General features: G+C 59.2%; 11 protein-coding genes and 1 tRNA gene. 9 read left to right on the forward strand and 3 right to left on the reverse strand.

The window, feature by feature from the left end; all coding sequences use genetic code 11:
* The first annotated feature begins 5 nt into the window (after positions 1-5).
* The 8 genes from CK224_RS13825 (at position 6) to CK224_RS13860 (ending at position 8,026) form a co-directional block, all read left to right on the forward strand.
* A complete protein-coding gene (locus CK224_RS13825) occupies positions 6-1,091 on the forward strand; it encodes a nitronate monooxygenase (protein ID WP_245425930.1) in 1,086 nt (361 codons plus the stop codon).
* Positions 1,092-1,277: 186 nt separating this feature from the next.
* Positions 1,278-1,436 (forward strand): hypothetical protein, encoded by a 159-nt coding sequence (locus CK224_RS31280; RefSeq protein ID WP_176477920.1) that lies wholly within the window; start codon positions 1,278-1,280, stop codon positions 1,434-1,436.
* A 132-nt stretch (positions 1,437-1,568) separates the two neighbouring features.
* Positions 1,569-2,369 carry a class I SAM-dependent methyltransferase gene (locus tag CK224_RS13835; RefSeq protein WP_095782151.1) on the forward strand — a complete coding sequence of 267 codons (801 nt, stop codon included), beginning with the start codon at positions 1,569-1,571 and terminating at the stop codon, positions 2,367-2,369.
* Between the two features lie 155 nt (positions 2,370-2,524).
* Positions 2,525-2,884 carry an aminotransferase class I/II-fold pyridoxal phosphate-dependent enzyme gene (locus CK224_RS13840; RefSeq protein WP_141245812.1) on the forward strand — a complete coding sequence of 120 codons (360 nt, stop codon included), beginning with the start codon at positions 2,525-2,527 and terminating at the stop codon, positions 2,882-2,884.
* Positions 2,885-3,218: 334 nt separating this feature from the next.
* The gene (locus CK224_RS13845; protein WP_095782153.1) at positions 3,219-4,049 is read left to right on the forward strand and encodes a Dam family site-specific DNA-(adenine-N6)-methyltransferase; all 831 of its coding nucleotides are present in this window, start codon (positions 3,219-3,221) and stop codon (positions 4,047-4,049) included.
* Positions 4,042-4,878, forward strand: a complete 837-nt coding sequence (locus CK224_RS13850) for a metallophosphoesterase (protein ID WP_095782154.1) — start codon at positions 4,042-4,044, stop codon at positions 4,876-4,878. The genes CK224_RS13845 and CK224_RS13850 overlap by 8 nt, the downstream gene beginning before the upstream one ends.
* 561 nt (positions 4,879-5,439) lie before the next feature.
* Entirely contained in the window at positions 5,440-7,107 is a 1,668-nt protein-coding gene (locus CK224_RS13855; RefSeq protein WP_176477922.1) for a hypothetical protein, read from the forward strand.
* A gap of 22 nt (positions 7,108-7,129) precedes the next feature.
* Complete coding sequence (locus CK224_RS13860; protein ID WP_210199656.1) at positions 7,130-8,026, forward strand: hypothetical protein; 897 nt, start codon at positions 7,130-7,132, stop codon at positions 8,024-8,026.
* 69 nt (positions 8,027-8,095) lie between these two features.
* Here CK224_RS13860 and CK224_RS13865 read toward each other — a convergent pair.
* The 3 genes from CK224_RS13865 to CK224_RS13875 form a co-directional block, all read right to left on the reverse strand.
* Positions 8,096-8,172 (reverse strand) — tRNA-Arg (locus CK224_RS13865).
* A gap of 255 nt (positions 8,173-8,427) precedes the next feature.
* Positions 8,428-9,354: a DUF1003 domain-containing protein gene (locus CK224_RS13870; RefSeq protein WP_095782157.1), complete on the reverse strand. Its 927-nt coding sequence runs from the start codon at positions 9,352-9,354 to the stop codon at positions 8,428-8,430.
* A 523-nt stretch (positions 9,355-9,877) separates the two neighbouring features.
* A complete protein-coding gene (locus tag CK224_RS13875; RefSeq protein WP_095782375.1) occupies positions 9,878-10,801 on the reverse strand; it encodes a D-alanyl-D-alanine carboxypeptidase family protein in 924 nt (307 codons plus the stop codon).
* Between the two features lie 459 nt (positions 10,802-11,260).
* Here CK224_RS13875 and CK224_RS13885 point away from each other — a divergent pair, with 459 nt between their 5' ends.
* Positions 11,261-12,367: a hypothetical protein gene (locus tag CK224_RS13885; RefSeq protein WP_066999112.1), complete on the forward strand. Its 1,107-nt coding sequence runs from the start codon at positions 11,261-11,263 to the stop codon at positions 12,365-12,367.
* Positions 12,368-12,482: the final 115 nt, after the last annotated feature.

Consider the following 12,482-nt stretch of genomic DNA (forward strand, 5'->3'; position numbering starts at 1 on the left):
CGCTCGTGTGGCCGAACCGTCGTTTATGCGATCTCCTAAAGATCGAACATCCGATCATCCAGGCTCCGATGGCCGGCTCGGCGACTCCGGAACTCGCCGCCGCGGTGAGCAATGCCGGCGGGCTGGGATCGCTCGGCTGCGCATCGATGCTGCCGGACGGCTTGCGCACCGCTGCGCGCCAGCTGCGCGCTTCGACCGAGCGTCCCTTCAACCTCAATTTCTTTGTTTTTCCCAGACCGGACACCAGCGACGCCGTGCTGACCCAGGTCATCGACAGGTTGCGGCCCTACTACAAGGAGCTGTCGCTCGACGAACCCTCGCGGAGGCTTCCGCCGATCGGCCCGGGTTTCGACGATGAAAAGCTTGAACTGCTGCTCGAGATCCGGCCACCGGTCGTCAGCTTCCATTTCGGCATTCCGGACGCGGCCGCGGTCGCCAAGTTGAAGGAGGCCGGGATCGTGGTTATCAGCACCGCGACGAATGTCGCCGAAGCGCGCCAACTCGCCGACAGCGGAGCCGACGCGGTCATAGCTCAGGGCTGGGAGGCAGGCGGCCACCGGGGATCGCACGCTCCCAACCGTCCCGGTGACGGCGTGGGAACGCTGGCGCTGGTTCCCCAGGTCGTGGATGCCGTCAGGCTGCCGGTTATTGCCGCCGGAGGCATCGCCGACGGCCGCGGCATAGCGGCCGCCTTCGCGCTTGGTGCCAGCGGCGTGCAGATCGGCACCGGCTTCCTGTCTTGCGACGAGGCCGGCACCGACGGACCGCGCCGAGCCCTGATCCGCGCCGCCACGGACATGGACACGATGGTCACCGATGCCTTCACCGGCCGCGCGGCGCGGGCGAGACGCACCCGCTTCGCCTTGGAGATGGACGTGAACCGGGCGCACCTCCCCGACTTCCCGCAAATGGTTGCGCTCAGCGCTCCGCTCGGCGAGTCCGGTGCAAAAGGAGATTTCGCCTTTCATCTCTATGGGCAGGCGGCCGCCTTGAACCGGGAGCTTCCTGCCGGCGAATTGATGCAGACACTCGTGGCCGAAACCGGCGAGGTGTTCGAAGCGCTTTCGACCGGCAAATCGACGCCTGCGTGAGCGAAGTCTCCGCTCGTTGACGTCACTGACAAGTTGCAATCCGGATTGCGAAAAGATCGGCCGGCAGGCAGGCATGCCATCCGGTCGCGATCGATGATGCCGGCATTCGGCGGCAAGGGGCGGCCGCCCAGCTCGGCCAGTTTTGGCGCCATATGCGCTCTGGTGATCTGCGGCTGCGAAGCGCACATGGCGATCTCGATCACGCCGCGGAAACACGTCGGCATCCTCGCTTGCGGCGGCGAAAAGCCGGGCCATGACTGGATTCGGCGGCGGACCGGCAACGCCTCCGCCGGCGCGTTCATCTCGGCGATCCGGGCTCGGTCGGCGGCGATCTGGTTGCGATAGAACACTGGCGCTCGGCCTCGGCCTCGTATGCTCCTGCCAACGCCCACCTGTGCGATCTCGGGACGAGGCTGGTTTCGTTGCTTGGCATGGTTCCCGCGTGGGTCTAGGCTGAAACCAGTAAGGGAGGACGGGATGACATCAAGCTTCACCGTTCACGCGGCATCCGGCTATGAGCAGCTCATGGGCCGCTGGAGCCGCAGGCTCGCGCCCAAGTTCATCGACTTCGTCGGCCTAGCCGGCGGCGAGAAGATCCTCGACGTCGGCTGCGGCACCGGCAGCCTGACCTTCGAACTGGCGAAGTCGCGCGATCTCGCCGAAATCCAGGCCATCGACTTCTCAGCCGTCTTCGTCGCGGCGGCGAAGGAGAGGAACACCGATCCGCGCATCACTATTGAGCAGGCGGACGCCACGGCGCTGCCTTTCGAGGACAATGCGTTCGACCGTGCGCTGGCGCTGCTGGTGCTTCACTTCGTGCCGGAGACCGGCAAGGCGGTGGCCGAGATGCGCCGCGTAACGCGGCCGGGCGGCGTGGTCGCCGCCGTGGTGTGGGATCACCTCGGCGGCATGCCGGCCATGCGCATGATGATCGACACCGTTGCCGCGCTCAGCGAAAGCGGCCGCCAGATGCGCAATCGCTACTGCTTCCAGCCGATGATGCAGCCCGACGAAATGAAGCGGACCTTTGTCGAACAGGGCCTGGCCGACGTCACCGAAACCGAGCTGATGATCCGCATGGATTACCAGAATTTCGACGACTACTGGGCGCCGATTGCCGCCGGCGAAGGCCCGCTCGGCAAATATATGACCACGCTCGACGCAGCCGAGCGGACCCGCACGGAGGCTGCAGTCCGCGATGCCTATGAGGCCGGTCGTGCCGATGGGCCGAGGTCTTTCGCCAACGTCGCCTGGGCCTGCCGCGGCATCGTGCCCTGACCTTCAGCGCGATCTGAGCTGCGCCGCATCACTATGCGCCTGAAGGAGCAGCTGCACCTGCTCGACATCACCGAGGCGGCCAACAACTGGGTGATCGAGGACGTTTCGACGGCGAATACGGTTTTCAGGGCCGTCCCGTGCCGGCGATCCAGAGCATGGACCGCACCGGCCGCGTCATCTATGTCGGCACTTTCGCCAAGCTGCTGTTGCCGGCGCTGCGGCTCGGCTTCATGGTGCTTCCCATCGACCTCGCCGGCCGCACCGTCAACGCGCTCTCCACCACCGGCCAATTCGCGCCGCTGCTCTTACAGGCCGCCTTGGCCGACTTCATCACCGAAGGCCACATGAGCCGGCACCTAAAGCGCAAGCGCCGCATCTACGCCCAGCGCCGCCAGCTTTTCCGTGAGATCGTTTCCGAGCGCCTGCGCGACGAGATCACGCTTTTCCCCGCCGAAGCCGGCATCCAGGTGGTGGGCTATCTGAAGGCGGGCATCGACGACATCAAGGTCAGCTAGGTCGCGGCGAAAAGGGCCATCAACGTCTCGCCGCTGTCGAAATGTTCCAGAACACGGCGGCGACCCAAGGGCTGGTGCTGGGTTATGCGGCCCTGTGATGCGACGTAGACGCGGGACGGGGTGGAGCGGCTGGCGGCGACGATCAGAGAGACGCTGGGGTGAAGGAAGGTCACTAGGCGACGGAGAGCATGCTGTACGCCTAAAAAGCGTTAGCAATCTGTTGCTGCGGTGATCAATGACCAGATCTTCCGATAGATTCGGTGGGCAACTAGTGATGCCGATTGTCTCAGCAGCACGGGGTAGGGTAACGATACCAGATTCGATGGGGTAAGACTTGGAAACACCGTCAACGCCACTTAGCCCGCTTCTTCGATGGGCGGGGAGCAAACGGGCATCCGTGAAAGCGCTCGCCGATCTCTGTCGTTCAGACGCTACCTACATTGAACCGTTCTGCGGTTCCGCAGCCCTGTTCTTCCACCTGGCCCCCTCAGCCGCGGTGCTTGCCGACATAAACGAAAATCTAATTTCTTTTTATAAAAAATGTCAAAGTAATCCAGAAGAGGTTTGGGAGATTTCGTCGAAGATTCCAGTAAATCCTGACATGTACTACAGAGTTAGGGATTTATTCAACAAATCCAGAAGCTCAATTCAGAATGCGGCCTATTTTTATTACCTAAATAGGACGTGTTTTAATGGTATATATAGAACAAATACCCGTGGAAAATTTAACGTGCCTTATTCGGGTAAGCGACTGGCTCAATTTATTTCGAAGGAAGATTTCATTGCCCGCGCTTCTAAATTTTCAGGCGTGGAGTTTGTTTCGAGGGATTTTGATAAGACTTTGCGGGAAAATGCAAACCCAAATACCTTCTTTTTTATCGATCCACCTTACGCGAAATCGGAGGGTAGATCATTCACAGAGTACCATCAAAATTCGTTTAATATCAGCGACTTGGGACGTTTAACAAAATCCCTAAGAATTTTAGACGAAGCTGGAGCCAAGTTTGTTCTAACTTACGACGTAGAGTCTCTTCCATTTGATCCGGGCGAGATGGGATGGCGATCCGTATTATTTAATGTTCGGAGAAATGTCGGTGGGTTTAAGTCCACTAGACGAATGGCGACAGAAATTGCAGTGACTAACATCAGAAGCTCAGATGTCTAAATTTCTTATTATTAGTGATACCCATGCATTTGCTCCCTCACCGTCAGCCGGAAAGCCTTCGCTTTTGGAGGTGTCCCATACTGCCCGAACAAACATGATTCGGGAAATAGCGAAGGTCCTAGAAGACGATGGCGTCTGCCCTGATTGGATCGTTTGTCCGGGCGATCTAGGGGACAAGGCTTCTCCGGAGGGGCAAGCGTTTGTTTGGGCCGAATTGAATGCATTGAAGCAAAAGGTCGGAGCCCGATTCCTGATCGGCGCCGCCGGCAACCATGATTTGGATTCGCGGTTTGTTAACAGCGCTTTCGATCCATTGGCAAATATCAAGGCGCTAAAGCCTCCGTTTCCCGGCATCACTGACGTCGACTGCGATAAGTATTGGTCGCGACATTATTCCGTATATGACAATGAAATCTGCCGAATCGTGAATATAAATAGTTCAGCGTTCCATGGTTACGGAAAGGAGACCGGTACTCCTAAGGAGTTCGAGCACGGAAGAGTGTCGGAAGCGACAATAAACAACATCGTTGAAGAGGTAAAATCTAAGGAATATCCGGTAAATATACTGATCACACACCATCATATAGTCAGCAACGAGCACATATACGCCGACGAGTATAGCGAAATGCGGGGCGGCAGTAGACTCATGCATCGCCTTACCGACGCAACAAAATCAAGCTGGATTGTGATCCATGGTCATCTACATTATCCGGAACTGGACTATGGGCGAGGATCGGCGTTGGCGCCAGTCGTGCTATCTGCTGGGAGCGCGTCCGCCCATCACTATGGGGGTAGCTCAGAGAGTCCCCAAATCAGATCTATCTCCTAAAGCTTGCGGAGGGCGGAAGATCACTCGACGGTTGGACCCCCTGTGGTACAATCGATGCCTGGTTTTGGTCGCCAGATGGTAGGTGGGAACGCTCCCCCTCTCGGCATAAAGTGCCATATGGGACCGGCTTTGGCACAAGGCTAAATCCTACACAGGCAGCCGATCGGTTTGAGTCCGCCCTCAGTAATTCAGGCCTGCCATACATGTACTTCTATGAGGCGTTCGAGGCCGATCCGCTCTTAAAGTACCTTTTGCCTACCGATCTGGACTTGGCCGTTCGCGAATTGAAGAAGCGCAGGCTGAAGGTCACCGTAGGAGACATGAGGTCAGAAACGCTGCTGAGGAGGCCGTAGTGGCCGAAACGTTCTTTGGATCTTACAACGCAAGGTTTGTCGACTTTCAAACTGTCGGCGACAGCTTCGTCATGCGTGAAAGGGCTTTCAAGCAGCTCTCTGAGCATAACAATGTCTTGCTTTTGGGTCCAAGGGGGAGTGGAAAACAACACTATTAAAGATGTTGAAGATTGGTGCTCAGATACGCGCCTCGCAGAAATTTCATCGAGTGTTCAAGGAGATAAAATATACCCCTGTTTATGTAGGAGCGGATCGTCAGTTCGAGCTACCGATGCGAGGTTTTACAGATGTCGGCCGGGATGTTCCGAAGTCGCTGGAAAGTCTGCTGCACTCACTGATGGCCATTAGAACTCAATTCGCTTTGCTGGATACGCTAAAAGAAATAACTGATCCAGCTACCGAGAACATTTCGGCGGTTTCGCACCAGTATGTTCAGATGTCTCGACAACAGGAAGCAGACTTTTGCGTCTTGTTGAATAGATCATGGCGAATGAGCTCTGACATCCGGAACATAGTAGAGCTTAGAGCCGAACTTTGGTCTAGAATTCAACGTATTAATGCAGCAATTATGGAGATAAGGCTAAATGGAGCAAAAGCGACAGACTTTGATGATAGCTTGAGCTTTGATACGCTTTCGAGCGTTAGCTCGTTTGTCGACGCGTTCGAGTCATCGGTTGAGCATCGATCGAGGATGTGGTGCCTTTGCGTTGATGAACTAGAAATAATGCCTGAGACAATACAAGATTATTTCTATCTTAGTTTAAGGTCAACCGATCAACGACTTCTGCTGAAGCTGGCAACAAGTCCGTACACACCGTCGTTTGACACGGAAGAGCCTGGCGCTGCGCCAATGTACGGTCATGACTACACTATTATCAATTTGACTGATAGGTCGCGATCCGAATCAAATCGCTTCGTCCGTCAATTGGTTGGGAAGCTGCTCAGCGCGGAGGATCTCCCATCGGGTGCAACGCCAGAGATCCTCTTAGGGCGATCACCCATCACGGACGAGGGGAAACCTGGGGAACTCAATAGCGCTTACAGAGCCCCAAACGGCGCCCACTACAAAAGATTCAAAGAGCTGTATGAGATTGATGCCGCGTTTCGAAGATATCTTGACGCGCGTGAAATTGATATCGAAAAGTTGAACGACATGGACGAGAGGTCACGCGCGGCCTCTGCGCGCAAGATTATTTGGCCTGTAGCGCTTCGGCTGGTTTACGGAAGTCACCAAGCATTCAAGTTTGGTGGCAACGTGGGTTTGCGTAGCGCATCTAACAAGCGAACACCGCCGATATATACCGGATCTGATGCGGTAATATCGATGTGCGAGGGGAACCCACGCGTAACCATTGGACTGTTCCGAGACCTTATCGCTGCTTTCCGACGGAATCAGAACAGGCGAGTGCCGACTCACATTCAATCTCAGATCGTCGAGTCGGCTATCGACAAGTTCTTGTCGCTCCTATCAGCGATACCCGCCCCCTTGAATCAGCCGAGAGGTAACACCTCGATACTGGAGTTGCTTCAAAAGATTGGCGACTATATCCAATCTAGGAACTATGGGCCCGAGTTCTCTCCCGAGCTGGTTGGAACTTTCGTGGTTGATGGAAACATCAGCTCATCGCTCCAGAAGGCGATCGGTCAAGCTCTGAACCAGGGCGCTTTTGTCATGGTTGAAAACGCGATGGGTGACGCCTCTTTTGGCGGACTGTCGGAAGCGCGCCTGCGTCTCTCCTACCTGCTTTGCCCGTATTTTCGATTGCCTCTTATCGTCTCGGGGCGAGTTAACCTAAGCACGGCATTGACCGAAGCGCCAAGCAAGCTGCCCTCACGCCCACCTACAATGGAGGACCTTTTTGGACGCATTACCTAGCTACCGGCTGCAGAAGACAGATTTGGCTGCTGTTCTGCCGACCGAACCGGATCTCCTGATTTATGCGGTGGGTTACGAGCAGCGATCCGCGAAAATGCGGGACGAATTGAGCGCCAAGAAAAATGCAGCGTTTGTTTATAGGTCTGAGGGCGTACATTCATACGATGGCAATTATCGGAAATTCACGCAAAGAGGTGACATAGGCCTCGACACAAATTGCATTGATCTAGAGGCCAACCTCACTCATATATTGAGACCTGGCGGTGCCAATCGAGCACATGTGGTTATAGACGTTTCCTGTTTGAACAGGAGCCTAATTGCGCAAAGCTTTTCAACGCTTCTCAGGCTATCCGAATTGGTCGGACGGATAACGGTAACTTACACGCCGGGAAAGTTCGTGCCGCCGACCCTATACATGATGCCAGCTCAGTATTTTGGCCCTGCCATCCCCTCTATGGCAGCTAATGTCGGAGAGCCATACCGTGAGAGCTGTCTTGTGATGGGCCTTGGCTATGAGTACGGAGCAGCCTTAAGCGCGATCGAGGTGATTGAACCTAACAGCGCTTTCTACTTCTACCCAGTTGGCCGCGCAAAGGACTATGAGCCGGCAGTGCGAAAGGCCAATTTCAATTTTGACTTTGGAGTGGGAAAATACCAAGTATTGCCGTACAACATTGAAGATCCGGTATCGTTGCATGGAGTCTTGCGCGACATAGTTGACGCGTTCGTTGATAAAGCGACCGTGTCGATAGTGCCATTTGGTCCTAAAATATTTAGCTCTGTCGCAGTCCTTATGGCAATTCGTCACCCGAGAAAGGTATCATTTCTCAGGTATTCACTAGCCAGCGCAGAAGTCGCGAGAGATACAGAAGCTGACGACTATATGTCGTTATACGATATCCTCTTGGCAGGTGAATAAGCGAGGGTCCGAAGCAGGACCGAGACCTTCGGATCAGCAAACGGCCTGAAGAGCGCATTGTCCGCGATATGGCGCACCCGACAAGATTCGAACTTGTGACCTCTGCCTTCGGAGGGCAGCGCTCTATCCAGCTGAGCTACGGGTGCTTCCCGGAAACCGGAAAACGAACCGGCCGGTGAGCCGGCCAGCCACGGCTTCTTAGCGGAAGCGCGTGCCGGCTTCAACGGGCAATTGGCTTGGCGGAATATTCGCCGTAGCGGGCAGGCTCGCATTCGTCCGGTGGAGGTGCCGGAGTCGAGAGCGAGCGGTCCCAACTCATGTAGGCTCGGAGGCCGGCGGCCCCGCTTCGGCAATGCATCGCGACTTCCGAGCGTTGTTCAGGCGCAAGCTCTCGCCAGCCCTCACCCCTCCGCCTCGCTCTTCGCCGCTCTCCGCTGCACCCCGCGCGTCGCCCGCTTCTGCTTCTTCGCGGTCAGCTCGTGCATGGCATCAAGCTGCATCTGCTGCATCTCGGCCAGCCGCTGCCATTGGCGTGAGATCAGGTAGTCGAGCTTTTCGTGCAGGTGCCGCACTTCGAGCTCGGCCTTGAGGTTCACCCGGTAGTCGTTGAAGGAGCGCAGCCGGTCCTTCGCCTCCTGCCGCTTCTGGCTCATCATGATGATCGGCGCCTGGATGGCGGCGATGCAGGATAGGAGCAGGTTGAGCAGGATGAATGGGTAGGGATCGAAGGCGGCGGCCGCGCCCTCGAAGAGGTTGAGGCCGATCCAGATCAGAAGCACCGCCGCGAACGAGATCAGGAACCACCAGCTGCCGCCGAAGGCCGCCATGTCGTCGGAGACGCGGTCGGCGAAGGAGCGGCGCTCCTCGAACTCTTCTTCCGAGTTTTCCGAGATCGTGTCCTGTCTGGCGATCGATTCCACCACCTGGCGGTCGAGCTCGGAGAATTCGCCATGCTCCTGCTGCAGCAATTCCTCCATGTAGCGCATGCGGTAGCGGGCGAGCTCCTCGCGGCTGATGCGGGCGCCGCGCGGCAGGTCGGGATGGTCGGAGCGGATGCGGTCGGCGAGGCTCGGTCTGAGGTCGTCGACGCGCACCAAGTCGCGCTTGCGGAACTTCCGGCCGCTGATCGCCGACGGTTTTTTCTTGGGCTTTGCGCGCGCCGCGCCGGGCAGGTGCGGCTCCGAATCCGGCACCTCCGGCTCTTCGAGGATCTCGTCCGCCGCCTCATGCTGATCTTCCGGCACGGTGGCCGCCTCAAGATATTCGCCGCCCGAGTCGTTTTCGGTGTCGGCCATTGTCTGCGCGGATGCCTTCGGGTCGCCGGCCATGCTCAGTGCTCCTCTTCTCGGGCTTCGTTACGATACGCCGAGCCGGCGCGGCATATCCACCGCGACTGTGAAGCTGGTGTGACCGAACAAGTTGTTGTGATGGATGGATGTGCTTTCGGCGCGCAAAGAAATAGATCCAATTCTGGGAAGATTTGGTTGAAAGGGCTTGCTGAGCAACAACAAATCTCTGGGGGCAGCGCCGCCCCTCATCCGCCTGCCGGCACCTTCTCCCCGTATAGACGGGGAGAAGGAGGCTGGGCGCAGGCTCGGCGCCTTCCGCTGCACCGCTGCCGAGTGGCGAAACCGGCGATGAGAGCGCCCCTCTCCCCGTCACTTACGGGGAGAGGATGCCGGCAGGCAGGTGAGGAGCAGCGCCACCGGTCGAAAGCATTGGTCCTGCCTCGCTGGCGCCATGGTCGCCACCGCCTGGCCTGTCCTGGCCCTGTGGGGGTCCTGGCCAGTAAATTACATCAAAAGGTCAAGCCGGTCGCTTGAGCAGGCTGCCGCCGCCACCCGCACTTCGCTACTGCGCCGGCAAACCGGGCAGCGACGAACTCGGCGCCGGCACACCCGGAAGCGCAGAACCGGCCGGCTGCTGCCCGGCATACATCAGCCGCGTCTGCGCATCGGCGCTCATCGGCGCCAAGCTGCGCTGGATCAGCGCCTCGACATGGTCGTTGCGCTGGCGCGCGCTTTGGGCGCCCATCACCACCACGATCAGATGCCTGCCGTCGGCATTGTAGGAGGTGACGATGTTGTAGCCGGAGGCGCGGATATAGCCGGTCTTGATGCCGTCGACGCCGCGCACCCGTCCCAGCATGTCGTTATGGCCGCGCACCAGCCGGCCGCGGAACATGAAGTCGCTTTCGGAGAAATAGTGGAAATGCTGCGGGAAGCGGCGCTGGAGCGCGATGCCCAGCACCGCCATGTCGCGCGCCGTCGTCACCTGGCCGTCGTCGGGCAGGCCGCAGGCGTTGCGGAAGTGGGTGCTGGTCATGCCGAGCTGGCGCGCCTTGGCGGTCATCATGGCGGCGAACTGCTCCTCGCTGCCGCCGCCGAGATATTCGCCCACCGCCACCGCCACGTCGTTAGCCGACTTCACCACCATGGCGCGGATGGCGGAATCGACGTCGATCGTCTCGCCGCGCCTGAAGCGCAGCTTCGTCGGCGGCTGCGCGGCGGCGTGGTTGGATACCGGGATCTGCGTCTCCTTGCTCACCCGGCCGCTCTCCAGCGCCTCGAACAGCATGTAGAGTGTCATCATCTTGGTCAGCGACGCGGGATAGCGCTGCGCCGTCGAATTGACCTCGAACAGCGTCTTGCCGGTCGAAGCGTCGACCACGATCGCCGCATATTTCTGCGGCTGCGCCGGCACGGCCAGCACGGTCTCCGGCGGCGCGGCGGTGGTGCAGCCGGCAATGAGGAGCAGCAGGACCAGCGCGGCCATCAGTTTGTGGAGGAGCGAAAGCGGAGTGGACAAGATTGTTTCAAAAACGGTTGCGGAGATGCGGCGAAGCTAGCCTACCGCATATGCCCCGTCCAACTGGTTAACGGCGAGAATGAGGCATTTGCCCAGCTTTTGGAGGGTCGCACTTGGTTGCATTGCCTTGGAAGTTGGCGCCGCCCCTCATCCGCCTGCCGGCACCTTCTCCCCGTATAGTAACGGGGAGAAGGGGGCCAGCCGCAACCTCGGCGCTTTTTCCTGCAACACTGGCGATTGGCGAAATCGACGGCGACAGCGTCCCTCTCCCCGTCACTATACGGGGAGAGGATGCCGGCAGGCAGGTGAGGGGCAGCGCCGAGTTCGACAATTGGTGGCATTCGCCTGATGCAAAATGCCTATCGCCCTGCTTGCGCCGCTGCCGCCGGTCAGGCTTTGTTGTCACCGAAGATTCGAGCTTTGGCAATGGACACCCTCAGCATCAACGCAAAAGGCATCTCGGTCTCCCTCGATCTCGCCGTCGGCCACATCGCCGCCCTGGAAATCGAGGCCGATGGCCGCCGCCTAAAACCGCTGCACCGCGCGCCCTGGGTCGGCTCGCCGCGCGCGACCTTGCCGCAAAACCTCCCCGAAGGCACGGTGCGCCTGTCCGGCGACTTCCTCTGCGCGCCGTTCTCCACCAGCGATGTCGAGGAAGCACCCCTCCACGGCTGGACGGCCAACAGCGAGTGGGATGTCGTCGAAAGCAGTGCCATCGCCGGCGGCTGGCGCGCCGTTTTCCGCTTGCGGCGCAAGGTGATGGGAGCTTCCATCGACAAGCTCTTCACGCTGCGCGACAACCATCCCTTCCTCTACCAGGAACACATCTTCTCCGGCGGTTCCGGCGCCATTTCCGTCGCCCACCATCCGATGACGGCGATGCAGGACGGCGGCCGGCTCGCCTTCTCGCCGAAACGTCTGGCGGTCACGCCGGCGACCCCGCTGGAGCCCGATCCGGCGCGCGGCCGGTTTCGCCTGGCCTATCCCGCCCGCGCCACCGACCTGACCCGTTTCCCGCTCGCGGCCGGCGGCACCGCCGATCTCGCCGACTACCGCATGGAAGACCGGCGCGAGGATTTCATCACCCTGGTCGAGGCCGATCATGGCGGGCCGGGCTGGACGGCGCTCGCCCGCCGCGCCGAGCAGGATCTGGTGCTGGTGCTGAAGAACCCGGCCGAGCTGCCGGTCACCATGCTGTGGTTCAGCAATGCCGGGCGCGACTATGCGCCCTGGAGCGGCCGCCATGTCGGCGTGCTCGGCATCGAGGACGGCCGCGCCGCGGTCGGCCACGCCGCCTCGCTCGGCGACAACTGGCTGAAGCATGAGGGCGTGGCGACGGCCTTCGCGCTTGCCGAAGGGCGCAGCGTCTCCTTCCGCCATGTCATCGGCGCGGTTCCGGCAGCCGACGTCGAACCGCCAAGCGGCCTGGAACAAGCGACCGATCGACTGCGCGTCCTTGCCCCGAATGGCTCAGCGAAGGAGATACCGTTCGACGGCGAATTCCTGCGCATCGGCCGTTCCGTGCCCGCCTGAGGCCCTTGCTCCGCCATAGGATGCCGACCGATCTCAAAGGCGTGCGGCAGAGCCTTATAACCGTTTGAAATTTCTCCCCGGTACCGCCAAGATGCGGCCGGAGTCGCTAGCGAAG

Source organism: Mesorhizobium sp. WSM3862, assembly GCF_002294985.1.
Classification (GTDB): domain Bacteria; phylum Pseudomonadota; class Alphaproteobacteria; order Rhizobiales; family Rhizobiaceae; genus Mesorhizobium.

Bases quoted from the DNA above. Each gene is read 5' to 3' on its own strand.
- CK224_RS31280 (WP_176477920.1), top strand. From the start codon at position 1,278: ATGGCGATCTCGATCACGCCGCGGAAACACGTCGGCATCCTCGCTTGC.
- CK224_RS13835 (WP_095782151.1), top strand. From the start codon at position 1,569: ATGACATCAAGCTTCACCGTTCACGCGGCATCCGGCTATGAGCAGCTC.
- CK224_RS13840 (WP_141245812.1), top strand. From the start codon at position 2,525: ATGGACCGCACCGGCCGCGTCATCTATGTCGGCACTTTCGCCAAGCTG.
- CK224_RS13870 (WP_095782157.1), bottom strand. From the start codon at position 9,354: ATGGCCGGCGACCCGAAGGCATCCGCGCAGACAATGGCCGACACCGAA.
- CK224_RS13885 (WP_066999112.1), top strand. From the start codon at position 11,261: ATGGACACCCTCAGCATCAACGCAAAAGGCATCTCGGTCTCCCTCGAT.
- CK224_RS13875 (WP_095782375.1), bottom strand. From the start codon at position 10,801: ATGGCCGCGCTGGTCCTGCTGCTCCTCATTGCCGGCTGCACCACCGCC.
- CK224_RS13850 (WP_095782154.1), top strand. From the start codon at position 4,042: ATGTCTAAATTTCTTATTATTAGTGATACCCATGCATTTGCTCCCTCA.